We start from the raw sequence: 23,209 nt of genomic DNA on the forward strand, positions 1-23,209 counted from the left end.
GGGCCTTGCATTGAAAGGTCAGTGGGATTCGGGGCGGCCAGCGAGCATGCGGCGCGCCGTGTAGCGCAGCACGGCTTCGCCGCGCTGGTTGAAGACGTCGATGTTCGAATCGACGATGGCGCGGTTGCCCTTGGAGGTGGGCTTGACGCCGGCGACCTCGACCACCGCGTGGATGGTGTCGTTGACGCGCACCGGGCCCAGCACTTTCTGCGTGCATTCGAGCATCGCCATGCCCGTGCCCTGGATCATGGTTTGCAGGATGAAGCCTTCGATGAGCGAATAGGTCAGCGCTGCGGGCACCGGGCGTCCGCCGATGGCGCTGGCCGCACCTTCGGCATCGATGAAGATGATCTCCAGCATGCCAGTGCACGAGATGAAATTGACCAGGTCGGTCTCGGTCACGGTGCGGTTGAAGGTCTGGAATCTCTGGCCGACCTCGAGGTCTTGCCAGAAGAAGCCATGGCCCAGCAGCGGGTACTTGGCTGTTGTGGGTGCGGTCATATCGGTGCTCCTTGCAAGGCGGGTTGTTCGGTGCCAATGGGTGCGATGCCGGCTTCGCTCAGCACCTGGTGGGTGTGCTCGCCCAGTCGCGGGGCCATGCGCACCGGCAGTTGTTGTCGATCGATGCGCACCGGCGCACCGGGGAAGTTCAGCTTGCCCATCTTCGGGTCGTCGATGGTCTTGAAGAAGCCGGTCGCCTTCAGGTGCTTGTCCTCGGGCAGGTCTTCGAGGCGGTTCATGCGCGAGGCCGGCACTTCGAGGCGGGCGAACACTTCAAGCCATTCATCGGTGCCGCGCGTTTCGATGACCTGCGCGGCCAGCGTGTAGAGCGCGTCGATGTTGCGTGTGCGCTCCGTGATGTTGGCAAAGCGCGGATCGGCTGCGGCCTCGGGCATGCCGCCTTCGGTGAAGAAGCGCTTCCAGTGCATGTCGGTGTAGGGCATCGCGCAGAGGTAGCCATCGGCCGTGCGGTAGGGCCGGCGATGCTTGGCGAACAGGCGCGGGTAGCCGGTGTCGGCCAGCGGCGGCGAGAAGTGATGTCCGTAGAAGTGCTCGACCAGGTTGAACGACACCATCGATTCGAGCATCGGAACCTCGACGTACCCGCCCTTGCCGGTGCGCTCGCGCCGGAACAATGCGGCGAGGATGGCGTGAGTGGCGACCAGACCGGAGGTCTTGTCGGCGGCGATCGTCGGAAAGTACTGCGGGGCGCCGGACTGGCGCTCCATCAGGGCCGCGCAACCCGAGAGGCCCTGGATGATGTCGTCGTATGCGGGCATGCCGCCGTAGGGACCGTCCTCCGCGAAGCCGTGCAGGCCGACATAGACCAGGCGCGGGTTACGCGCCAGCAGGGTGTCGGGGTCCAGGCCGATGGCCGCGAGCTTTTGCGGGCGAATGCTGTGCATCAGCACGTCGGCGGTGTCGACCAGCGTGAGCAGCGCGGCGCGGGCATCGGCCCGCTTGAGGTCCAGCACCACGCTGCGCTTGCCGCGGTTGACGCCGAGGAAGATCGCGCCCATGCCGGGCTCGGTGCTGGGGCCGGTGCGCCGGGTGGAGTCGCCTTCGGGCGGTTCGATCTTGATGACGTCGGCGCCGTACTCGGCCAAATTCTGGCTGGCGTAGGGCCCGAGCACGACCGCGCTCAGGTCGAGGACGCGGACGCCTTCGAGTGGCAGGTTCGACGCAGGAGGCTTGGTCATGGGGCTGGCGGTGTCTCGGGCCGCTCGTCTGTTGGGGTATGCACGAATCGTAGAAGTGGAGCCTTAACGCGTCCAATACCGTTCATGTCATTTGCCATACATGAAAGGTAAGCCTCATGGAGCTGCGCCAGTTGCACCAGTTCATTGCCGTGGCCGAGACGCTCAACTTCGGCCGCGCTGCCGAGCGCCTGCACATGGCGCAGCCGCCGCTGTCGGTGGCGATCCGCAAGCTGGAGGAGGAGGTGGGCGCGCCGCTGTTCACTCGCCAAGCGCGCGGCGTCGCGTTGACGGCGGCCGGCATTGCCGCACTGGCCTTGGCCCGACGCTGCGTGAACGATGCGAAAGCCTTGCGTGACGCAGCGCTCGCCGCAGCCGGCGGCGAGCGGGGGACGCTGCGGGTGGGCTTTGTAGGCTCGGCCACCTACGCGCTGCTGCCAAGGCTGCTGCCCGCGTTTCGCGCCCGCTATCCGCAGGTCGAATTGGTGCTGCGCGAGTCCGCCAACCTGGAACTGCTTGCAATGGTTGAAAGCGGCGAATTAGACGTAGGGCTGGTCCGCTATCCGACCGGATCGGCCAGCACCCTGCTGTTCGAGATCGTGGAGCGTGACGTGTTCTGTGCGGTCATGCCGTCAACGCACGCGCTGGCGCGAAAGAAGCGCCTCACGCTGCGAGAATTGGCGCGCGAGCCTTTCGTGGACTACGCCTCGACGCAGGTTCCGGGCCTGCACGCCATGGTGATGCTGGTGTTCCAGCAGGCCGGGTTGACGCCGCACGTCGCCCAGGAAGCGACCCAGGTTCAAACGGTGATTAGTCTGGTGCAAAGCGGAATGGGGGTGGCCCTGGTGCCTTCAGTCAGTGCGCGACTGGCTGCACGGGATGTGGTGTTCCGGCCCGTTCAGGGGCTTCCGGCTTCAGCGGGCATCTCATTGGCGATGGCAACGCGAGTTGACACTCATAACCCTGCGGCGCTTCGGTTTCGTGAACTGGCGTTGCATCAAGCATTTACGAGCCGAAGTGTGTCCGCGGGCGGCGAGCATTCGTGAGCTTCCTTAGCCTTTCACCGATCAGACGCTTCTTGAGCAGTTCCACCTCCGTGGCTATTCCTGAGGGAAGTGGGAACACGCCGCAAGGTCAAACTTCTTAGCGACGCGGCGTTAGATGAAGCGTCATCTCACCGAGCAGATGGGCAGGCAATGCGGCCGCGCTTATGGCGTTGGCCAGCTCGCTGCACAACAGCGAATTCCCAACACGGGCTGCAGCATGCCTCCCAGTGTCCGAAGTCGGGCACGGGCGCTGCGTCCAAGGCCAGTCTATCAAAACAGAAGGAATGGAACTCAGGGCTCGGTGCTGCCGGTCGTCATCGACTGGCGTGTGGCCGGTATGCCGGCGAACGCAGTCACCGCAAGCCCTGGTACTACTCCCTGGGGATACCGGTAACGGTCACAGGCGACGGATCGCGCGCCGCCCGCTTGAAGATCGACGGCGAGACACCGGTGTGCTCCTTGAAGAAGCGCGAAAAATTGCCTGGCGCTGAAAAACCGAGATCCATCGCCACTTCGGTCAGCGCGCCGCCTTCGGCAACGCGGCGCATGGCTTCCTCGACCCGCACGCCGCTCCAGAACACCTGAGGCGTCGTGTTGAGCTGGTCGCGAAAAAGAGCGAAGAAGTGCGCGCGCGACAGTCCGACCTTCGCCGCGATCTCGTCAATGGTCGTGATTTCGGAAACGTGTTCACGCATGTGGGCAATGGCGCTGCGCAGCCGATGATCAAGCATCACGCCCACGGAACTCGCAGGCAGTTCGGCGCCGCCGGTGGTCGAAGCCGCAATGGCCGCCTCCAGAAGCCGCTCTACTTCGTCGTCGATGGCCGGGCGCGACTTGTCGGCAGAGATGATCAGGTCGAGCACCCGCCAGCACGATCGGCGCATTGCGGAACTGATGGGAACGCGCGGCGAAGGAAATCGAAAGTTGCGTCCCGTTGCGTTGCCCAGCGCATCCAGCCACTGCTTGGAGATCATGAAGACGAGGAAGAGGCACGTGCCCTTGCCCTCCATCACCATGTCATGCGCCTCGAAGGCGTTGACGCCGAGCGCGACGTTCTCGCCGTAGGGCACGACCTCGGTGCCCACGTTGGCGACCGCGCGGTTCCCGCCGAGCCAAAGCGCCAGTTGCGATTCGGAATGAGCGTGCGACACCAGGTTGGCGCGCGATTCGAGAACGATCGCCGTGCCAAAAGCTCCCTCGTGCAGCGCGTACGCCTCCGCCATCTTTCAGATCCTTCCCACATGGGTTGACGGTGCGATTGTTCGCCTTGGCGGGCCCTGATTCGAGGGCATCCCGGGTAAGTACCTAGTGCTGTGCGCTTGAAATAGTGGAACTTATTTGATGCGGCACACTCCGACCTCGACGGAGGTCGTCATGCGCATTGCCCCAAGGATCGAACTGGATGCTGCTGTTCAACGGGAGTTGACAGCCCTGGCGCGGCGAGGCCGCGTCGAGGCGCGTGTGCAGCAACGCGCCAAGATCGTGTTGTTGGCCGCCCAGGGCTGGCAGAACAAGGACATCGCCTCCGAGGTCGATCTGGATCGACGCCAGGTGGCCTTGTGGCGCCAGCGCTTCCTGGAAGGCGGGGTGGACGCCCTGATGCACGATGCGCCGCGCCCCGGGCGTACCCCCAGCGTGACCACCGCCGAGTTTGAATCGACGATCGTGGACAAGACGCTGCATGACAGGCCTATTGCTGCCACGCACTGGAGCACGCGCACGCTGGCCGCGCAGCTCGGTGTGGGGCCGACGACGATTCGCCGCGTGTGGAAGCGCAACGGCCTGAAACCGCATCGGCAGAGCAGCTTCAAGCTCTCGCGCGACCCGCGCTTCGAGGACAAGTTGCTGGACGTCGTGGGGCTGTACCTCAATCCTCCCGAGCGCGCCCTGGTTCTGAGCTGCGACGAGAAAAGCCAGATCCAGGCGCTCAATCGCACCCAGCCGGGCTTGCCGATGAAGAAGGGCCGCGCCGGCACCGTCACCCACGACTACAAGCGCCACGGCACGACCACCCTGTTCGCGGCGCTCAACACCCTGGACGGCACCGTGATTTCCATGTGCCAGCAGCAACACCGACACGCGGAGTGGCTGCAGTTCCTGCGCCTGATCCAGCGCAAGACGCCCAAGCACCTGCAGCTGCACCTGATCGTGGACAACTACGGCACGCACACCCACCCCGACGTGCAGGCTTGGCTCGCCAAGCACCCGCGGTTCGTCATGCACTTCACGCCCACGAGTGCGTCGTGGCTGAACATGGTCGAACGCTTCTTCCGCGACATCTCGGAAAACCGCATCCGGCGCGACAGCTTCACCAGCGTGCCCGAACTGGAACTGGCCATCGATCTGTATGTGGCCCACCACAACGCCAACCCAAAACCCTTCATCTGGACCAAGAGCGCCAACGACATCCTGGCCAAGGTCACGCGAGCCAAGGCCGCACTGGCAAGGAGCACAAGCTAAGTACATATTTAAGTGGCGCACAACACTAGCCGCGACGGCCCGACCCTGACCGACCGAAGGCGCCGAACAACTTCAGCGGTCAGCGAGCAACAAACCGGCAAGGAACCGTACCGCGACGTTCTTCAATCGTTGCGCGCGTGCCGCCGTGCCGCCAAGCATTCTGCCGTACCTACCGGCGCTCCGGCGCCGCCGTCCCGCTGGACCCGAAGTGTCTGTCGGCGAGCTCCTTGGCACGGCGCAGCCCCTCGTCCGTCAGGAACACCGACTCTTGCCGGCCGCGAGGTTCGGTGATGAGCCCCTTTTCATGCAGCGCATCCATCATCGCGAAGTCATAGCGCTTCCACACGCGTCCGCTCTCGAACTCGAAGACGCCGAGCAACGCCAGAAGCGTTTCTTCGACCTTGACCATGTCGTATTTCATGGCATCTCCTCTCAACGTTCAGCATGACGGGCTGCACGGCGGTAGTTGGAACCAGGATGGTATTTTCGGCATTTGGCCTTCCCTCCGTACGGACTGCCCTCCGGGCAGGGCCTACTGGCTTCAAACCCGGCAGCAAACACACAAAGATGAAAGCAAGCAATACGAAGAAGGCCGCGTCCTGGAGCGACGTCAAGGCCAGACTGACCCACTTCGACAACGACGGCCTGGTCGGCCTGCTGCACGACCTCTACACGGCCAGCAAGGACAACCGAGTGTTCCTTCACGCCCGCTTCGGGCTGGGCAAAGATGTCCTGGCGCCGTACAAGGCCACCATCAACCGTTGGCTCTGGCCCGACATGTTCAAGAACCAGAATGCCTCCGTCGCAGAGGCCAAGAAATCCATCGCGAACTACAAGAAGGCGATTGGCCACTCAGATGGCATGGCAGAACTGATGGTCTTCTACTGCGAGTGTGCGTCGGGCTTCAGCGTTGAAGTCGGCCTGCAGGATGAAGGCTTCTTCGTCCCGCTGGTGCGGATGTTCGAGCAAGCGCTGCAGGCCATTGCGCGGCTGCCGCAAGGCCAGCGACCACTGCTCATGGAACGCCTGAAACTCGTGCATCACATCAGCCAAAACATCGGCTATGGAGTCGACGATGCCATGAGCGACCTGCTGGTCGAGTACGGCACCTACGATTGACGACGATTTTCAGGGTCGGCTTCCGGGCCGCATTCTGCCGCATGGGCATCGGCTTCAGCGGGCCAGTTGCGGTCCTAGCGACTTCTCCGAAGCAGCCGCCGCGCTCGCGTCACCGATGCTGCTTCCGGCAGAATGCGGTCCCCGCTACCCTGTGCTCGACGAAGTGCCGCCTGCCATGCGCGAGGAGGTTTGGGGCCTGCGCGACACCGAGGCAGGGCGATTCGTACTCCGCCTGTACTCGGAAGAGCGCGTCCGCGTTCCGCGCGGTGCCCGAGAGCCTTCTCAGGTCTTTGCCGACTTCTTCGGCGCTCTACTCGCAGCCTGCAGGGCCGCCGCCTGCGCAGCGTGCTTCTCGGCACGCGAGGGCCTGTGGGCCGTGCCAGCCTTGGTCTTCTTGGCCTCCTTGGGCTCCTTTTTTTCCTTTGGCTTCTCCTTGGCCTGCGCGTGGTGCGTCCTCACCAGCTTGTCGACGGCCTTCGCCCTCGGCTGCTGCGCTTGCGCTTGGCGCTTCGCACGCTCCTCCTTGAGCAGGCGGCGCTCCTCGGCCAGCACCTGTTCGGCTTCGGATGGCTCATGGTCTGCCCCCAGCGAGTGGACGCGGTCCATCGTCGCCTTGTGAAGCATCGCGCCGTTCTTCGCGATGCGGCGGGTCAGCGATGCGATGCGGATGGGCATGTTGCGCTCCTCGTGTGGGTGGAAGACCAATGTAGGCCAGCCCGCCGCGTCCTGCCAATCGATTTGTATGGCTTCGCCCTGCTGCAGTCAATTTCTGCTGCCGGAGAACGGACTGTCGCCAATACCTGCTTCTGGCCGCGAGCACCAGTTCGCGGCCGTGCGTGGCAGCTGACCTTCGGCGTGATCGCCCGGTTGGCCAAGGACTGCTATCGGCGGGCTTGGCGAACAGGCAGTCCCGGCCACCAACCCTCAGTCAGCTCGCGCGGACCGACGACTGCAAAGCGCCCATCAGCGGCCGCTCGCGAGCGCCGCGAAATTGCTGCCTAAAACCTCTCCGCATCCGTTTGTCAATCGAATCTCGGCAGACCACGAAGGCGGCCTGGAGCGGTGGCTCAAGCGCGTGTTCGAGCGCCTCGTCGGCCAGGCCGTACCACTGCCAATGAGATGGACCCGACGCCACCGTTCGTGGAGACTCAGCGCTTCTTCAACGACATGCTGTTGGCTGGAGGTTCATCATGGAGATCGACATTCTCGGGATTGACTTGGCCAAGCGCGTGTTCCAACTGCACGGCGCTGACCGACACGGCCATGCCGTGCATCGCGCAAACGTCGGACGGCCTGCCCTCGTTGGGGCTGTGCAAGCGCTCCGACCCCGTGTCGTAGCCATGGAGGCATGTAGTTCGGCTCACCACTGGGCTCGACGTTGCCAGGACTTGGGTGTGGGTGTGCGCCTCATCAGCCCGCAGTACGTCAAGCCGTTCGTCAAGACGAACAAGAACGATCGCAACGATGCAGAGGCGATCGTCGAGGCGGCTTCTCGGCCTGCGATGCGCTTCGTCACGGTAAAGTCGGTCGAGCAACAGGACATACAGGCGGTGCATCGCGTTCGCGAATCACTGGTCCATCAAGGCACGGCGCTCATCAACCAGCTCCGGGGCTTGCTCGGCGAGCGCGGCATTGCGATCGCCAGGTCGCCCGCCGCGTTCAGGCAGGCCGTGCCTGCCATCCTCAGGGAGTGCGAAGGTGAACTCACCTGCTTCTGTCAGACGCTCATGATGGCGCTCTTCCAGGAGTTCCACACGCTCGAGAGGCGGATCGACCTCGCGGAGACCCGTATCAAATCTTTCATGAAGCAATCGGCTCTGTGCAAGAAGGTCGCTGCAGTGGCCGGCATCGGACCGATCCCGACTACCGCCCTCGTTGCGGCCGTCGGTGAGGCCAAGGAGTTCAAAAACGGCCGGCACCTGGCGGCTTGGCTCGGTCTTGTGCCCAAGCAATATTCGTCGGGCGGAAAGTCGTGCCTTAGGGGCATCAGCAAGCGTGGCAACACCTACTTCGCAAGCTACTGATCCAAGGAGCGGGCGCGGTGCTGATCTATGTTGCCGGGAAGAACGACGCGCGTAGCCGTTGGCTGCAGGAGCTGATCATCAGACGTGGCTACAACCGCGCGGCGGTGGCCCTGGCAAACAGGAATGCGCGGGTGGTGCAAGCATTGCTGGGCAGCAACGCGCGATACGGAGACGCCGGCACGTCCTGAACCGACAATCGCTTGCGCAACTCCATCACTTGGAGAACGGAGGGAGAAGAGCCCAGCACTGGTTTGCGATGCTTCTCGAGCGTGATGACGAAACTAGTCGGACCAGCGCCCCGGGATCCTGGACTGTCTATCGGCTGAATATCTCAAGCCGTACTGCTGATAAGGACGGGGCGCGCGGATTTCATCAAGGCTGCGGGCGTGTATCGGTCGCCCATCAAGCAAGCCGAATACACGTGTGCAGACCGTTTCTCATTGACAACGAGAACTTGCAAAAGGCGTCGGGTCCATACATGAAGACAGTACATGCGCAGCATTTTCGGCAAGCTAATCGGTTGCCGACCGACGCGCCCGCTCCTGCGGTACAGCGGTTCCACCACCGCCATCTAACGTGCCGTGGGCACGATGCGTTCCATCTCGGCGAGAAACCTCTCGCGCCGCGTGCGCTTCTTCTTTATCGCGAACCCGGCACTGGCAAAGCTGCGCTGACTCGTCGTCGTTACTGGTCCCCTCGGGCGTTTGATCAACAGATCAACCACGCATCGCTCGCCGGCTGAGTGGACGACGTTGAAAAAATCAGCGTCTCCCTAGCTCCACCCACTGGGGGCGCGGCAAGTCCTCAGCCCGCGGCGTTTTCCGGATCACCATTCGCGTTCGCGGCAGCGTCGTGTGCCTTGGCCATCACGGCCCGGCGAACCAGGCCGATGTGCTCGCGCAGCGTGTAGGCTTCGCTGGCATAGCTCAACGGAGCCCGAATCCGCGCGGCCGCCTGCTCGATGCGGTTCAGGTCGCCCAGCCATTGTTCGACGGGCAAGACGCCGGTGCGCGTACCGACCTCGCGTTCAAGCAGCGCCAGTTCCCCGTACCAGCGGTAGATGCGCGACCGCGTGCGCCAGCGGAGCAGTTGCGGCAGGAGCTTGGACAACGGAACGATCACGAACAACACGGGCACCAGCAGCACGATCAGGCGCTCGAGGTAGGCCGCGACGCCGAACGGCAGGTAGCGGTGAAGTAAGCTGGGGCCGAAGCGGTGGTGGCGATCCGCATCGGCCGAGACAGGCAGGTCCACCATGGCCGTGTTCGGAAACTCGTCGAGGGCTTCGAAATAGCCCTGCGATCCATGCAATTCACGCGCCGCTCCGAGGAGCAGGTTGACGATCGGCGTCGACAAGTCATCGCGCGAAACCAGCATCGCCTTTGTGCCAATCAGTTTCACCTCCTGCCCCGGAATATGCTGCGCGAGATCGATCGTGCCTGGCGGCAAGGTCAACTTCGTGATGTATGGGAATCTGCGCGGATAGGCTTCTGAGCGCGCCAGGCTCATCAGTTTCAACTCCGGGTCGTGCAGAGCCTGCCAGATCGCCGGGAACTCCGCGGGCCCGAGCAGGAACGCGGCGTCGACCTGGCCCGCCTGCAGCGCGCGCAGGGCCTCCAGATTGACAAGGGGTACCAGATCGGAGTTCAAGCTGGTGATGCTGTTCACCGCGAGCAAGGGCTCCATGAACGCGCGCACGCCGCTGTCCGCGGACCCCACAGCGAGCCGCCGGTGGCGCAATTCATCGAAGTGCTCGTGCACGACGTTGTCGCGATAGAAGATCCACAGTGGTTCGTAGTACAGGGTGGCCAGCATGACCAGCTTCTCCCGGTCCGCCGGGCGCACCACACCACCATGTACGAAAGCCACATCCACGCCGGAATGGGGATCCCGCAGCAAGCGCTCGTTCTCTTCCGCGCCACCCGTCATGCGTTCCTCGACGGTCACTCCGTCGCGTGCCAGAATCTCCTTGTAACGCTGCGCGTACTGGTGGTACATGCCGTCGCGCAGGCCGGACGCGAGAACGATGTGACGCGGAATCGCGCTTCGCAGCGACCAGGCGCCAACCAAGGCAAGGGCAATGCTTGCCACCACGAGCAAAGTCCAGCGCACACGTTCGCGTCGCGCTCCGACGGGCAAATCACCGAGTTGCATACCAAGTCGAGTGTGCAGGAAATGCCGGAAGTTGACGCCGCGGTCTTGAGAGTTGTCAAGTCATAGAGACAGTGTCGGGGCAGATATATCTCGACGTCATACAGGGGCGGCCCACGACCTCGTTCGCTTGGCAGAACGCGCGCCCGCACGCGTTCTTTGTGCGTTAGTTGACGGGGCGATGTGCGGGGGCCGATCTTTTCAGTGCGTTGCGCTATACAGGATCGTCATGATTTCCATCGCGCAGTTGATCGAATATCGACAGCATGTGGAAATGCCCACGGCCGACGGCCGACCTCCAGCCTTAAGCCCGCTGGCGCTCGGTGCCGCCAAGAAAGGGGCGCGCCTGCCACCGCTGCTCATGCGACCGCTCACCTCACGCGAAGCCTGCTCAGGATTCACGAGCTACACCAGTTCGGCCGCCCGATCCGGCGGCAATTCGATGGTTGGCGTCGAAGCGACGGTGCCCGTTCCACTCTCTTGCGAGAGTCAACTACATGAACGGCCTGATGCAGACGGAACCACTGCTCATTTCAAACCTGCTTTCCTTTGCAAACCTTTCGCTCCGCGGCAAGGCTATGTGAGACCCGAGAAAGCGGCCGCAACCGCGGCCGCTCTTCTTTGGGTTGACCAAAGCGTGGATTTCGCCCCGGGAAGTTGATATTCGTCAATTCGGAGCGCGCCATCTTCCTTAAGGTCGATGCACCCGACTCAGGAACTCAGCCATTGGTGAAGTCGGGCTGCATGAATTCGCCGAGGGGCGTCGAACCGGCCGATTCATGTCCCACGGGATCGTGGGTAACTTCTTGCCGCATGAATTTTCTTGGAGGATCGACCATGAAACTCGCTCTCGCCGCGATGGCCATTGCAGTCTCCGGCTGCGCCAGCCAGCCCACATCAGCGCCTTCAGCACCACTGCCCCCAGACGCCCGTCCCGTCGGCCAAAGTCAGCTTGCCCCGAAGGCGGCGGCCACATGTATTTCGCAGAAATGGGCGAACAGTACCGGGCAGACGGTCTATATCGAGTACGTCTTTGCCAACGACACAGCCTTCAACGTCTACGCTCCGGGCCAGCAACCGCCCAGCGGCTCGGCGGCCCTCATCCGTCCGGCCCCTGCGGGCACCGGCTCAGCAGTGGCCTTCCGCGGTCCCGAGTCCACGATCGGCGGCGTTGTTGGCCAATGCGCGTGACGTCGGCCTGCTGCGAACGCCAACGCACCCGACTGACGTGGCTGCTCGAAACGCGGTCGACCAACGTGCCGCGGCGGCATCGTATGACCGACGCAAGCTGCCATCCGTGAGGTTCCTGTTCGCAACGCTGCCGGCGGCCAAAGTCCTCAAAGTCAAGGCGCAGATTCTCGCAATTCGCGACAAGACGCTCGTAACATGGGGCGTCGGACGATGCCACGGCTTCGGCGCCGAGTTTGCGGAACTGGTCGAACACTTCCGCGTTGTTGAAGATCAAGACCTCGCTGAAATCCTTGTAGCCGATTCCCGGGCCGGTACGGGCCGCACGCCCGCCGACCGAAGAGCATGACGTTGATCTGGTAGGAATTCGCGAGTCGGTGATCGGCAGACAATCTGTCCGCACAGCCGGCCATTCGAAAAGGAGAATGCAAATGATAGATTCGGGATACGGACTTGGTCGCCGGACTGTTGGCCTTCTGGCCTCCACTGCTGTCTTGGTGTTTTCGGGCGTGGCCCTGGCCACCGACCAGTCGCAGCAACGGCAGCAAGGCAGGGACGCAAACCAAGCGGCCAAACAGGACGCGCGTTCGGAAAAGATCGATTGCCGGGCCGAAAATCAAAAAAGCAACGCCGCGTGCCGGCAAGACAAGCGCGACACGAAGCAAGACGGTCGCCAGGAGAAGCGAAGTATCAAGTATTGATGGCGCCGATCGACTGGCCGCCACCTCATGAGCAGATCGCCGCGCTTCCTTGTAGCATTCCTATCGGTCCTTGTCGGGACCGCGTTCGCCGCTGCTCCGGATCCCGGATCGCCTTGTCGGTCCCGTAGTCTCGCCTTCGATGGCAAAAGTGCAGCCTGGACACACGTGCCCCTATCGAAGCTCAAGCGTGACACGGTATACCGCGTCGTTCAGGAGGGGGACCGATCGGCGGTGCTGCACGCGACAGCGGATCGGTCAGCCTCGCTTTTCGTGGCCGCACTGAAGCCTTCGCAGCGCCCGCCCATGACTCTCAGTTGGGAATGGAAGACTGATGCGCTGGTCGCGAACGCTGACAATCGCGACAGGGACCGCGAGGATGCTCCGCTGCGCGTGTTGGTGGCGTTCGACGGCGACGTCGCCACCCTGCCTGATGCGGAGCGGAAGCGATTCAGCCGAGCTAAGAAGCTGGCCGGGCGCGATCTGCCCTACGCAGTACTGATGTACATCTGGACCGATCATGTCCCAGTGGGCACGTTGATTCCCTCGGCGCACACCAGCCAGGTCAAGATGCTTGCCGTGGCCTCGGGCGCAGCCGGCCTGGGCCGTTGGCAGTCGGTGCGGCGCAATCTCGCTGACGACTACAGAAAGGCCTACGGCGCGGAACCGGGCCCGGTCCTGGCTGTCGCCGTGATGACCGACACCGACAACACCGGCGGGACGGCGCAGGGAAGCTACCACGGCATCCACATCGACTGCGAAGGCGGCTGATTCGGCGGCCGGGCAGGAAGGCCCGGTCTGATTGCGGAACATATCACTGCGCTCGTCCGACGGCGTGCGAGGCGCGTCGTACCCCATCCACGCGCTGGCGGTCATCGTCGGCTGGAAGCTCGCGAACCATGTGACGATCGATCGGCCTCCACACCGGCTCCGCCCTTGACGACGCTCTGCAGCAGCGCATCCACGATGAAGGCGTTGCGTCTCGGCAAGTTCGAATAGGCGGCCACGTGTGCAGCTAAGACGACGAACGGCAAGCCCAGCGCCCCGGCCAGGGCCAGCCCAGTCAACCAGCACACGGCACGCAGAAGCCAAGATCGCCAGGACTTGGAGACCGGCTTGACGGCGTCGTGTGTCCCGAAAATGCGATCGGTCGGCCATGGCAGCAAGCAGTGCTCGACGGCCAAGTGTCGCCGAATCGCCGCTGAAACGCCCGCGGTGTTGACGAGAACCACGCCAACCCCGACGGGTTGGGAGTGGTCTTCTGGTGAGGCTAGGGAATGAACTTAGCCCGGCTGCTCGCCCGTGGCGCGGATCTCCACGCGGCGGTTCGGCTCGAAGCAGGCGATGAGCGCGGTGCGGGTCTTCGCCTTGCCCTGGGCCCTGCAATCGGCTTCGGTGACCTTCAACTCCGAGAAGCTGCGGCCTTCGGTCGTGATGATGTTGGCCGGGACGCCTTGGGCGACCAGGTAGTCGCGCACGGAGTTGGCCCGCGCCAGCGACAGGCGCTGGTTGAACTCGTTGCTGCCGATCGGGTCGGTGTGGCCGACGATGGAGATCGCGCGCAACCGGATGCCCGAGGACTTGAGCTCCGCGAGCGTGTTGTCGATGCGGGTGCGGCCGGTGGGCGTCAGGTCCGACTTGGCGAAGGCGAAGGTGCCGTCGGCCTTGAGCTCGAAGTTGCGCGCAGCCGGCGGCGGCGGGGGCGGCGGCGGCATCGGTGCCGGCATCGCCGCCGGCGGAGCGGCTCGCGCCACCTGCGGGGGCGGCCCGAACGGAATCTGCAGGCCCACCGAGAACAGCCAGTCGTTCATGCTCTGCCGGTTGCCAGTCAAGCTGTTGTTGGCGTTGTCGACATAGCGATAGCGTGCGTCTGCCACCAGGCGGCCCCAGGAGGAAAACGGCCAGACGATGCCGACCCCCGCATTGGCCATGAAACTCGTGTGGCTGTCGTTGATGCCGAACGCCCGCTCCACCTTGTTGTCGATGGCGCCGATGCCGCCCACGAGATAGGGATGCACCCGGTTCGACTGCCAGCGGTCGATCCCCAGGCGACTCCAGGGGAACCACTGCGCGTCGAGCGTGCCGCTCCAGTTCTTGTACTTGTTCGTGCTGTTGAAGACGCCGAAGTTGGTGCCGACGTTGCCGTCCAGTTCCTCGTACTGGCCACGCAGCTCGATGTTCCAACTCGGGCTGATCGGCTTGCCGATGGAGACGCCTCCGCCCCAGCCGTTGTCGGCGTTCCGGTCACCGTCGGGATGGATGTAGCTGCCGAAGGGCGTGATGTACCAGCGGTTGTCGTAGTACTGGTCCGGTGCGAAGGTGGTCTGCGCCAGGCAGGCACCATACGGAAGGGCCAGCGCGCAGCAAGCTGCGAAAGTGCGTCGGTGAAACATGAATTCTCCTCACTGTGTTGATGAGAGAGCCTCGGCGCGAGCCTTCGGGACAGTCAATCACTCGAGCCAGTCGAAGTCGACAATAGATTGATCATGTCCGCTGGAATGCATGAATGCAACCGAATGTGTCGTTGTCACAGTGAGCGAACAAACTTGCCGTTTCAATTGGGGTGACGGTTGCATGGCCTGAGTTGGGTTTCGGCAACGTTAATTGGCTTCGTCATGCTTCTCCATTTTCGAAGCGACAAACTCTGTGTCCGTTCCCATCAACACTCCAAGACTCGCATTCAATGACAAACGTCAATGCAGGCATTCGCGAGGGACAGACAATTGGCGTCCGCTGGCCTTGCCCAGAACCGGCTTCGCGGGATTCGAAGGAGAACTTCATGACGACGAACATTCGTACCCTGATGGCCGCATTGGCCTTCGCGTCCACCGCCCTCATGGGCGCGGGCACCGCAACGGCGGCTGACCAGTGGTTCGTGCTCGGTGAGCAGACGATCAAGGCCTCCGATCCCAGCGCGCAGATCAAGAGCACAGGCAATCGATGGGAAAAAGACGTCAAGCAGGTGAAGTTGTCGGCCGAAGGCGCAGACGTGCAGATCACTCAACTCGTGCTCAACTGGGACAACCGCAGGGATGACACGCTGAAGGACGTCGGCGTCTTGAAGGCGGGTGGACAGACCGCTCCGGCGGACGCCCCGGGGCGCAAGGGGCGCCTGACGTCCGTGACGGTCCAGTACAAGATCCTCGGCAACGCGTCGGCGGCCACCCTCAAGGTCTGGGGCCTGGACTGAGCGCGAGCGCGGGGCGAAGATGGTGAGGAGCCGGTTACCCGGTGCTGCCCTTCTCCGCTTGCGCCTTGATCATCTGTTGCAGCATCGCCATCAACGCGGCGCCGGTCAGGCCGAACATCAACACCCCGTTTCCGGCCTCGAGCGGACCCAGCAGCTTCCAGGGCTTGGTCATCACCACGTCACCATAGCCCAGCGAACTGAAATTCACTGCAGAGTGATACACCGCCTCGTACAACTCGTCGAACTCGCCCAGCACCATGAACAGCGATCCCCAGATCATGATCTGGAGGAAGTTGCCTAGTACCAGCACGAGCATTGCGACCAGCAGCGAGCGGATCTGAACGAGCGGACGTGCGAAGCCGACGCGCATCGATCGGTCGATGTAGTAGCGAACGCTCCAGAACGTAAACGCCGCCTGGAGCACCAGGCACAGCAGGATGGTCGGCAGCCCGATCGCGAGATTGATCAACATGGTGTGAATCCCTCCGTTCAGCCTTGTCTGTAGAACATCGCATCGGGCCGGGTGGCTCGCCAGCGTTCCAGCGCCCATACCGCCGCCCACGCATAGAGCGCCACGGCAACGAACAGAGCGACGCGCATGGCCGACGCCTTGAGCACGTCCTTGCCTCCACTGCCGCCGCTGTCTTCGATGGCCGGGCCCACCAGGAGCAGCATGGTCACCAGCGACTGGACCCAGAACGACGGCGACAAGGCGTTGGGCCGAACCCGGAAGAGCCGCGTTCCGACCCAGAGTGCGGCCGCCGCCATCCACAGCATCAGCATCCACAGGTTGGGGCGCAGCGACAGGCCGACCCAGAGGCATCCGGCGATCACGGCGCCCAAGATCGTAGACCCCAGGAGCTCCTGTCCGGCCGCCCGGGCGCTGGCGGAGCCGGCCTGTTGGCCCAGAGCCACCGACTTCATGATGGCTGCGACATAGAAGGATGGGTTGGTCAGCGCCAGCACGAAGACCGGCATGACGACCACGACGGCGCGCAACGCGGTCCAACTCGCCGACTCTCGCGAGCTGGGCTCAGGCGCCGCCCTTTTGCCCGCGGGCACGGGCGAATCAGGGAACAGCGCATGCGAAGCACCGCTGACCAGCACCCCGATGCACAGGCCTACCGTGAGTGTCGCGCCGATCTGGAAGGCCAGGACCTGCGCCGCCACCCCGACCACCGGAATCAGGGCAATGGCCATCACGAGAATCGTCGTCAGCGGATTGGCGTTGCGAGCGCCAGAATAGAACACCGCGTAGAGCAACGCGCCTGTCAGCAGCACCCCGGCCAGCGCGTAGTGTTGCAGTATCGGAACCACAAGCACCCCTGCGGCCATCAGGGCGAGCACAACGATGGCGAAGACGATGCCTTTGAAAAGCGGGATCGGCGGACCCGGCTTGCACAGGATCAGGACGGCGACCACGCACACTGCGTAGGGTGCCTTCAGCGCGAAACCGTAGGCCACCAGCACCGCGAGGCCCAGGCCGATGGCCAGCCGCAGCACGGCCTTGTCGGCCCGTCCCATGCGACGGCGTTCAATAGACATAGGACAGCATGCTCATCATGCGGACGATGGCCGCTCCAAGCCAGTTCATCAGGCCGTGATCGCCGGTGTAGACCAGCACTTCGGCCTGCCCCCCGACCCGGACGGCGCGCAGCTTCTCGCGCTCGGACGGATCGAATTCGATGGCCACCGGAAATCGCTGCGCCTGCCGCAGCCAGTCACGGCTGTTCTCGATCGTCGGCAGTGTTCCGGGCTGCGCTGGCTGGCCGCTGGCGACACCGGTCCCGATGCTGCGCACGCGGCCCTTCAGCACGTGGCCCGGCATCACGTCGAGCACGATGGCCACCGCATTGCCGGGCTCGATGTTGCCAAGATTGTTCTCGGTCATGTCCGCGCTGATCCAGAGGTCGCGGACGGTGATCAGCGTCATGACAGGCGCGCCGGCCTGCACGAACTGCCCGACGTCGGTGCGCAGGTCGGTCACGAGACCGCCACCGGGCGCGACCACCTCGGTGCGCTGCAGGTCCAACTCGGCTTTTTCGACGCCCGATCGCGCGCTGATCAGCTGCGCGTTCTTGTCGCCGTTGTCTCCCGCGGCTTCCTGGGCACGAATCAGGTCCACCCGGGCGGCCTGCTCCTGGCTGAGTGCCTTGACCCGGCTGGCCTGCGCGCTCTGGACCCGGCGGATGGAGATCGCGCCAGGGTCTTCGGCAAAGATCTGCTCCAGCCGCGTTGCATCCTGCTGAGCGTAGAGGTAGTTGGCCGTGGCTGCACGCAGGCCGGCCCGGGCGGCTTCGACCGACGCCACCGAGGCATTGACCGAGCGCCGAACCGACTCATAGTCGGAACGGCTGCGTTGCAGCGCGATGCGGTATTGCGTCGGGTCGATCTCGAAGAGCCGTTGTCCGGGTTCCACACTGTCATTGTTCTTGACATGCACCTTCAGCACCCGGCCCGACACCTCCGCCGCTACCGGCACCACGAAGGCCTGCACCCGGGCCTGCGACGTGTAGGGCGTCAGGCGGTCCGAAACGAAGTACCAGACCAGGCTGGCCACGATCAGCACCAGCACGACGATCGCACCGATGCGCGCGCTTTGGCCGCTGTCGGGCGGCGGTTCCGGGGGCTGCTTGACTTCGTCGCTCATGGGCTTGTTCCTTCCAGAGGGGGCCACGCAGCGTCGCCGGGCGCCGGCAACGGGGCGGCCAGCAGTCCCTTCCAATCGCTGCGACGGCCCATGGTCTCTTGCGTCGCATCGTCGAGCACGGGCCGGCTGCGGGCCGCCTCCCAACCTCCTCCCATGGCCTTGTAGAGGGTGATCAGGCTCTGCGACTGGCTGCCACGGCTGGCCACCAGCTGGTCCTGTTCGCTGAACAAGGTGCGCTGCGAGTCGAGCACGCGCTGGAAGTCGACCAGGCCCTCGTTGTACTGCCGGTCGGCGATTTCCAGCGAACGCTGCGCGGCCTTCACCGCATCTGCCAGCAGCACGATCTGCTCGCCCGTCTTGGCAAAGCCGACCGACGCATCGTCGACCTCGCGAGCCGCTTGCAGCACCGTGTTCTGGTACTGCTCATAGAGTTGCTGAAACCGCGCATCCTGGACCAGGACGGTGTTGGTCAGCCGTCCGTGGTCGAACACGTTCCAGACCAGGCCGGGCCCGATGGCGCCACTCAAGACCCGTGATGCCCCCTCGACCGTGGAACCCGACAGGCCCAGCGCGCCCAGCAGCGAGATGGAGGGATAGAGATCGGCCACGCTCACGCCGATCAGGGCGGACTGTGCAGCCAGCTGCATTTCCGCCGCCCGCACATCCGGACGGCGCCGCAGCAGGTCGGCCGGCATGTCGACGATCACGTCCAGGCCGGCCTGCGGGATCCTTTCTTTCCCCTCTTCCATCTCGGGCAAGGGGCCCGGCGGGCGGGCCAGCAGGATGCTCAAGGCGTTTTGCGCCTGGCGCAGCGCGATCTCCAGCGGGGGCACGGTCGAGAGCGTGCCCAGGTACTGGGCCCTGGCCTGCTGGACGTCCAGCTCGGACTCGTTGCCGCTCTTGAAGTGAAGCTCGGCGATCTGGAGGCTGCGCCTTTGCAGCCGCGCATTCTCGCGAGAGATCCGAAGCCGCAGCTCCACCGTGCGGATCGTGCAGTACAGACCGGCGACCTGGGCCGCCATCAGCACCTGGACATCGTCGTACTGGGCGATGCTGGCGAGATAGGCGGCGTCCGCCGACTCGATGCTGCGCCTGAACTTGCCCCAGAAATCGACCTCCCAACCCAGGCTGAAGCCGACATTCGCAGTCCACGCACTGTTGTCGCGGCCGCCAGAACGCTGCTCGCCGACGCCGAGCACCTGGGCCGTTGCCTGCTGCACCTGCGGATAGCGCGTGCTGTCGGCAATGCCGAGCTGAGCCCGGGCCTCCATGATGCGCATGCCGGCGATTCGCACATTGGGATTGACGCGCTGCGCCTCGGCGACGAACTGGTCCAGCACAGGATCGTTGAAATTGCGCCACCACGCCTGCATCAAGCCATTGCGCGGGCGCCGCGCATCGGCGGCGAGAGTTTCCAGCGAACCGCCGCTCCACCCCGACAGCCACGGCACGCGGGGCCGCTCGAAATCGGGGCCCACCGTGGTGCATCCCCCGAGCGTCGCGGCGGCGCCGGCGAGGACAAAGATTCGCAAGCTCGACCCCATCGAAGGCATCTCGGGCATCGGTTCAGGACACGACCGGTGGCTCGCCCTCCAGTTCGTCCAGGTCGACGACGTCCGGATCCGTCACGACCCACCGCATGAGGATCTGATAGCCGAGGCTCAGCGCGGTCGCGCCGAGGAACATGCCCAGGATGCCGGCGCCCGCCAGACCGCCCAGGGCACCGATCAGAACCACCGGCATGGGCGCATCCACGCCCCGGCCCAGCAAGAGCGGCTTCAGCACGTTGTCGAGCATGCCGGCGACCACGAGAAGCACCGAATCGACGACGGCCGGCACGGTCTCATAGTCCTTGCTGAGCCAGATGTAGGCGATGACCGGCACGGTGACCAGCAGTGCCGGCACCTGCGCGATGCCCAGCACCAGCACGATCACGGCCAGCACGCCAGCGAAGGGAATCTGGGCGAGGATCAGGATGATGCCCACCGCCATCGCCTGGATGAAGGCCACGCCGACCACGCCCAGGGCGACTGCGCGGATGGTCGAGGTGGCGAGCGCAGCGAAATCCTCGCCTCGTCGGCTGCCGACAAGGCGCCCGAGGATGGACCTGGCGGCGTCGGCCCCCGACGCTCCGAAGGCCATGATGATGCCGGCAATGATGAACGAGACCAGGAAGAGAAGTATGGTTCCGCCAATGCTCGCCACCATCGCCAGCGCCTTGGCGGCCAGTTCGCCGAGCTCCGGCTGCATCCTCTGAATCACCGTCGGCATGTCCGTATGCGCGAGCGACCAGAAGCCGTACACCTTCGCGCCAATGATTGGCAAATCGGCAACGCGCGCCGGGGGCGCGGGAATCGCAAACTGGTTGTCTTTCACCCGCTCGATCGTCCCGTGGACCGAATCGCCCATCGAACCCAGGACCACGGCCATGGGCACCACGATCAGCGCAATGCCGCCCACCACGAGCAAAGTGGCAGCCAGGCCCTGTTTACCGCCCAACCGTCCGGCCAGCGCCTGGTGGCCTGGATACATGGTCACTGCAAGGATCAGCGCCCAGGCCATCATGGTGATGAAGGGCGAAAAGATCTTGTAGCAGAGCAGCGTCAGGGCCAGGACCAGTCCGGCCCGGATGAAGACATCCATCAGCTTCCTGGACATCCGCGTCTCGCGTACGAGATCGGGCTGGAGAAGCGTTCTCATGGGTCGACCCTCCGAAAGTAGACGGGGTCTGCGCTAGGCAGGCCCCCGCCCCACCCTACTTCTTCGCCGGCTCGACCGACAGCGCCACCGCCTCGGTGTAGACGGCATGAACCTGATCGCCCACCTTGATCATCTTCAGCTGATCGGGATCGCGGACCGTCAGGTCGACCTCGTATTCCGTCCCGCGCAGGGTGATCATGTGGGTTTTCCGGTTGACGGCCACCACGTCTGCGGTGACCTCGACCTTTTCTCCGACCACACCGCCGGGGCGATCGCCGGCCTTGGCCCTGTCGCCGCTCATGGTCTCGACCCTGCTGCGCAGCTCCTTGCCATCCTTCATCAAGGTCAGCGTGAGTGCCTGCGCGTATCGGACGGTCACCTTGTCGCCGACCTTGAGCTGCTCAAGGTTTCGTGCCTCGGGGCCGATTCCGAACACATGCACCTTGCCATTGGAATCCTTGATGGTGACATGGTGCTTTTCGAGGTCCACGGCCTGGATGACGCCCGTGGCCCTGATCACCTCCTTGAGCGTCCCGGTGCCGGGGCTCGTCGAGGCCGCGACCTCCCGGGCCGGCTTGTCCTGCGAGACGGCGGGCGTCATCAGCGTACCCAGCATGGCCATTGCGGTGAGCGAAGTTGCGATCTTCATGTGAATCCCTTTCACGATGGTTGGGGAGGGTGCTGAGCATGATCCATTTCGGACGCGTGAAGTTGACGTTCGTCAATGAGTGGGCGCGCAGTACGCGCATGCTCACGCTTCTCATTCCTGATTGATGTTCTCGTAACACCAAAGGAGGCGTATGAAGCTCGCAGGACTCACAGCGGCCGTGTTGGCCATGGCATTGGCCTCGCCACTCGTCGTCGCCCAAACGGCAGCGGCAGGCTCGACCGCTCCCGCAAGTGCCGTCGACACGGCTTCGATTCAGGCTCTCAAAGACATGGGAACCTTCTTGCAGACCCTCAAGCGCTTCCGGGCGTCGACCTCGCTGACGGGCGAACGTGTTCTGGCGGACGGCCAGAAGCTGCTGCACACGGCGTCGGCCACGGTCGACGTGCAGCGTCCGGACCGGCTGCGCGCCCGCATGTGGAGCATTCGCTCCGAGCGCGAGATCATCTACGACGGCAAGACGGTCACTCTCTTCTTCCCTGAGCAGAAGTACTACTCGTCGGTCGAGTTCTCGGGGTCGAACGGCGAACTCGTCAAGAAGCTCGAGGAGCGCTATGGGTTCGAGGTTCCGTTGTCCGATCTGTTCCTCTGGGGCACTCCGGCTGCGCCGGTCGACAAGATCGAATCGGCCATGAACGCCGGCCAGGATCTGGTCGGGGGCGACCTCTGCGACCACTACGTCTTTCGCCAGGGAGACTTCGACTGGCAGATTTGGATCGCGACCGGCGCCAAGCCCTTGCCGCGCAAGCTGGTGATCGTCAATCGCTCCGACGAGGCGCGGCCTCAATCGGTCAGCGTCATGGACTGGAACCTGAGCCCGGCCTTCAAGGAGTCCGCGTTCAGGTTCTCGCCACCCAAGGGCGCGACAAAGATCGAATTCGTTCCGGCGAAGACCAACTAGAGGAGAACGACCATGAAAGGAACATTCGGCAGGTTGCTCGCGGCCGCTCTGACCGCTGTCGCTCTGGTTGGTTACACCTGGACTCCCGTGGCCGAGGCCGCCGGCCGGGACGGTGGTGGCGGTGCTCGCGCCGGAGGGGGTGGGGGCGGTGGTGGTGCTCGCGCCGGAGGGGGTGGGGGCGGCGCACGCGCGGGCGCGGCGGCGGGCGGAGGCGGTGGGACTCGCGCCGGGGCGGCTGCCGGTGGTTCCCGCACCGGCGCGGGCGGAGGCGCAAGCGGAAGGCAAACCGCCCAGGCCGGCGGCAACAGGGCCGACGCGCGGACCAATGATGTTCGCAACGCCAGCGTCAACAGCGTCAACAACACCAACCGCAACACCAACGTCAACCGCAATACCAACGTCAACACGAACGTCAATGCCAACCGGAATACCAACGTGGTTGTCGCCGGCAACAACAACTGCTGTGGCGGTTGGGACAATGACTACCACCCGGTCGCCGGCGCCGTCGCCGTCGGCGCCGCGGTCGCGGTGACCTCCGCAGCGATCGGCTCGATGGTGCACTCGGTGCCGGCCAACTGTGTCCCGGTCAACTACGGCGGCATGGTCTACCAGCAATGCGGAAGCACCTGGTACCAGCCTCAGGGATCGCAGTACATCGTGGTCAACGCCCCGTATTAGCCGCCCTCCAGGCGGCGGCCGTGCAGCGACGTCGAGATGT

The 23,209-nt window shown here is 64.2% G+C and carries 25 protein-coding genes and 2 pseudogenes; 12 read left to right on the forward strand and 15 right to left on the reverse strand.

The annotated features are described in order from the left end of the window. Positions 1–18: 18 nt before the first annotated feature. Together QTI17_RS29705 and QTI17_RS29710 are read right to left on the reverse strand one after the other, a co-directional pair. Positions 19–501, reverse strand: a complete 483-nt coding sequence (locus QTI17_RS29705; RefSeq protein WP_286537325.1) for a MaoC family dehydratase — start codon at positions 499–501, stop codon at positions 19–21. Continuing rightward, complete coding sequence (locus QTI17_RS29710; RefSeq protein WP_286537328.1) at positions 498–1,700, reverse strand: CaiB/BaiF CoA transferase family protein; 1,203 nt, start codon at positions 1,698–1,700, stop codon at positions 498–500. The genes QTI17_RS29705 and QTI17_RS29710 overlap by 4 nt, the downstream gene beginning before the upstream one ends. A 116-nt stretch (positions 1,701–1,816) precedes the next feature. On the opposite strand from QTI17_RS29710, the gene QTI17_RS29715 reads away from it, so the two are divergent. Further along, positions 1,817–2,743, forward strand: coding sequence for a LysR family transcriptional regulator (locus QTI17_RS29715; protein WP_286537330.1), 927 nt, complete (start codon positions 1,817–1,819; stop codon positions 2,741–2,743). A 371-nt stretch (positions 2,744–3,114) separates the two neighbouring features. Here the strand turns inward: QTI17_RS29715 and QTI17_RS29720 are convergent, their stop codons facing one another. After that, on the reverse strand, positions 3,115–3,966 hold the full coding sequence (locus tag QTI17_RS29720) for a helix-turn-helix domain-containing protein (protein WP_286537332.1): 852 nt from the start codon (positions 3,964–3,966) through the stop codon (positions 3,115–3,117). Between the two features lie 151 nt (positions 3,967–4,117). Between QTI17_RS29720 and QTI17_RS29725 the strand changes: the two genes are divergently transcribed. Continuing rightward, positions 4,118–5,203, forward strand: a complete 1,086-nt coding sequence (locus QTI17_RS29725; RefSeq protein WP_286537334.1) for an IS630 family transposase — start codon at positions 4,118–4,120, stop codon at positions 5,201–5,203. Positions 5,204–5,372: 169 nt separating this feature from the next. Here QTI17_RS29725 and QTI17_RS29730 read toward each other — a convergent pair whose 3' ends face one another. Continuing rightward, complete coding sequence (locus QTI17_RS29730) at positions 5,373–5,624, reverse strand: DUF6429 family protein (protein WP_286537335.1); 252 nt, start codon at positions 5,622–5,624, stop codon at positions 5,373–5,375. A gap of 146 nt (positions 5,625–5,770) precedes the next feature. On the opposite strand from QTI17_RS29730, the gene QTI17_RS29735 reads away from it, so the two are divergent. Next, positions 5,771–6,322 carry a hypothetical protein gene (locus tag QTI17_RS29735; protein ID WP_286537336.1) on the forward strand — a complete coding sequence of 184 codons (552 nt, stop codon included), beginning with the start codon at positions 5,771–5,773 and terminating at the stop codon, positions 6,320–6,322. A gap of 282 nt (positions 6,323–6,604) precedes the next feature. On the opposite strand, the gene QTI17_RS29740 is transcribed toward QTI17_RS29735, so the two are convergent. After that, a complete protein-coding gene (locus tag QTI17_RS29740; RefSeq protein ID WP_286537337.1) occupies positions 6,605–6,997 on the reverse strand; it encodes a hypothetical protein in 393 nt (130 codons plus the stop codon). 515 nt (positions 6,998–7,512) lie between these two features. Here QTI17_RS29740 and QTI17_RS29745 point away from each other — a divergent pair. Further along, positions 7,513–8,534: pseudogene (locus QTI17_RS29745) on the forward strand (IS110 family RNA-guided transposase). Between the two features lie 284 nt (positions 8,535–8,818). Here the strand turns inward: QTI17_RS29745 and QTI17_RS29750 are convergent. Continuing rightward, positions 8,819–9,055, reverse strand: a pseudogene (locus tag QTI17_RS29750) (transposase); the annotation flags it as partial. Positions 9,056–9,150: 95 nt separating this feature from the next. Continuing rightward, on the reverse strand, positions 9,151–10,500 hold the full coding sequence (locus tag QTI17_RS29755) for a TAXI family TRAP transporter solute-binding subunit (RefSeq protein WP_286537338.1): 1,350 nt from the start codon (positions 10,498–10,500) through the stop codon (positions 9,151–9,153). Between the two features lie 226 nt (positions 10,501–10,726). Here QTI17_RS29755 and QTI17_RS29760 point away from each other — a divergent pair, with 226 nt between their 5' ends. The 5 genes from QTI17_RS29760 to QTI17_RS29780 all read left to right on the forward strand — a co-directional run bounded on the left by QTI17_RS29760 (position 10,727) and on the right by QTI17_RS29780 (position 13,154). Continuing rightward, positions 10,727–11,158: a hypothetical protein gene (locus QTI17_RS29760; RefSeq protein WP_286537340.1), complete on the forward strand. Its 432-nt coding sequence runs from the start codon at positions 10,727–10,729 to the stop codon at positions 11,156–11,158. A gap of 176 nt (positions 11,159–11,334) precedes the next feature. Then, positions 11,335–11,688, forward strand: coding sequence for a hypothetical protein (locus QTI17_RS29765; RefSeq protein WP_286505169.1), 354 nt, complete (start codon positions 11,335–11,337; stop codon positions 11,686–11,688). A gap of 37 nt (positions 11,689–11,725) precedes the next feature. Next, entirely contained in the window at positions 11,726–12,034 is a 309-nt protein-coding gene (locus QTI17_RS29770) for a hypothetical protein (protein WP_286537343.1), read from the forward strand. An 82-nt stretch (positions 12,035–12,116) separates the two neighbouring features. Continuing rightward, entirely contained in the window at positions 12,117–12,386 is a 270-nt protein-coding gene (locus QTI17_RS29775) for a hypothetical protein (protein WP_286519389.1), read from the forward strand. Positions 12,387–12,413: 27 nt separating this feature from the next. Next, positions 12,414–13,154 (forward strand): DUF3047 domain-containing protein, encoded by a 741-nt coding sequence (locus QTI17_RS29780; RefSeq protein WP_286537345.1) that lies wholly within the window; start codon positions 12,414–12,416, stop codon positions 13,152–13,154. A gap of 101 nt (positions 13,155–13,255) precedes the next feature. Here QTI17_RS29780 and QTI17_RS29785 read toward each other — a convergent pair whose 3' ends face one another. Together QTI17_RS29785 and QTI17_RS29790 are read right to left on the reverse strand one after the other, a co-directional pair. Continuing rightward, positions 13,256–13,615 (reverse strand): hypothetical protein, encoded by a 360-nt coding sequence (locus QTI17_RS29785; RefSeq protein WP_286537347.1) that lies wholly within the window; start codon positions 13,613–13,615, stop codon positions 13,256–13,258. 51 nt (positions 13,616–13,666) lie between these two features. Then, positions 13,667–14,776, reverse strand: coding sequence for an OmpA family protein (locus QTI17_RS29790; protein WP_286537348.1), 1,110 nt, complete (start codon positions 14,774–14,776; stop codon positions 13,667–13,669). A 386-nt stretch (positions 14,777–15,162) separates the two neighbouring features. Between QTI17_RS29790 and QTI17_RS29795 the strand changes: the two genes are divergently transcribed. After that, a complete protein-coding gene (locus QTI17_RS29795; RefSeq protein WP_286505163.1) occupies positions 15,163–15,573 on the forward strand; it encodes a DUF2541 family protein in 411 nt (136 codons plus the stop codon). Positions 15,574–15,607: 34 nt separating this feature from the next. Here the strand turns inward: QTI17_RS29795 and QTI17_RS29800 are convergent, their stop codons facing one another. The 6 genes from QTI17_RS29800 to QTI17_RS29825 all read right to left on the reverse strand — a co-directional run bounded on the left by QTI17_RS29800 (position 15,608) and on the right by QTI17_RS29825 (position 21,572). Then, positions 15,608–16,045: an ion channel gene (locus tag QTI17_RS29800; protein WP_286505162.1), complete on the reverse strand. Its 438-nt coding sequence runs from the start codon at positions 16,043–16,045 to the stop codon at positions 15,608–15,610. A 17-nt stretch (positions 16,046–16,062) separates the two neighbouring features. Next, positions 16,063–17,118, reverse strand: a complete 1,056-nt coding sequence (locus QTI17_RS29805) for a DUF2955 domain-containing protein (protein ID WP_286537351.1) — start codon at positions 17,116–17,118, stop codon at positions 16,063–16,065. Then, entirely contained in the window at positions 17,108–18,223 is a 1,116-nt protein-coding gene (locus QTI17_RS29810; protein WP_286537354.1) for an HlyD family secretion protein, read from the reverse strand. The genes QTI17_RS29805 and QTI17_RS29810 overlap by 11 nt, the downstream gene beginning before the upstream one ends. Further along, positions 18,220–19,755, reverse strand: coding sequence for an efflux transporter outer membrane subunit (locus QTI17_RS29815; protein ID WP_286537356.1), 1,536 nt, complete (start codon positions 19,753–19,755; stop codon positions 18,220–18,222). The genes QTI17_RS29810 and QTI17_RS29815 overlap by 4 nt, the downstream gene beginning before the upstream one ends. A gap of 34 nt (positions 19,756–19,789) precedes the next feature. Further along, positions 19,790–20,866 (reverse strand): AI-2E family transporter, encoded by a 1,077-nt coding sequence (locus QTI17_RS29820; RefSeq protein ID WP_286537357.1) that lies wholly within the window; start codon positions 20,864–20,866, stop codon positions 19,790–19,792. Between the two features lie 112 nt (positions 20,867–20,978). Next, entirely contained in the window at positions 20,979–21,572 is a 594-nt protein-coding gene (locus tag QTI17_RS29825) for a hypothetical protein (RefSeq protein WP_286537359.1), read from the reverse strand. Between the two features lie 187 nt (positions 21,573–21,759). Between QTI17_RS29825 and QTI17_RS29830 the strand changes: the two genes are divergently transcribed. Together QTI17_RS29830 and QTI17_RS29835 are read left to right on the forward strand one after the other, a co-directional pair. Further along, complete coding sequence (locus QTI17_RS29830; protein WP_286537439.1) at positions 21,760–22,491, forward strand: DUF2092 domain-containing protein; 732 nt, start codon at positions 21,760–21,762, stop codon at positions 22,489–22,491. A gap of 12 nt (positions 22,492–22,503) precedes the next feature. After that, positions 22,504–23,169 (forward strand): hypothetical protein, encoded by a 666-nt coding sequence (locus QTI17_RS29835; RefSeq protein WP_286537360.1) that lies wholly within the window; start codon positions 22,504–22,506, stop codon positions 23,167–23,169. Positions 23,170–23,209 lie beyond the last annotated feature (40 nt).

The sequence above is a fragment of the Variovorax sp. J31P179 genome, assembly GCF_030316985.1.
In the GTDB taxonomy this organism is placed as follows: domain Bacteria; phylum Pseudomonadota; class Gammaproteobacteria; order Burkholderiales; family Burkholderiaceae_C; genus Variovorax; species Variovorax ginsengisoli_B.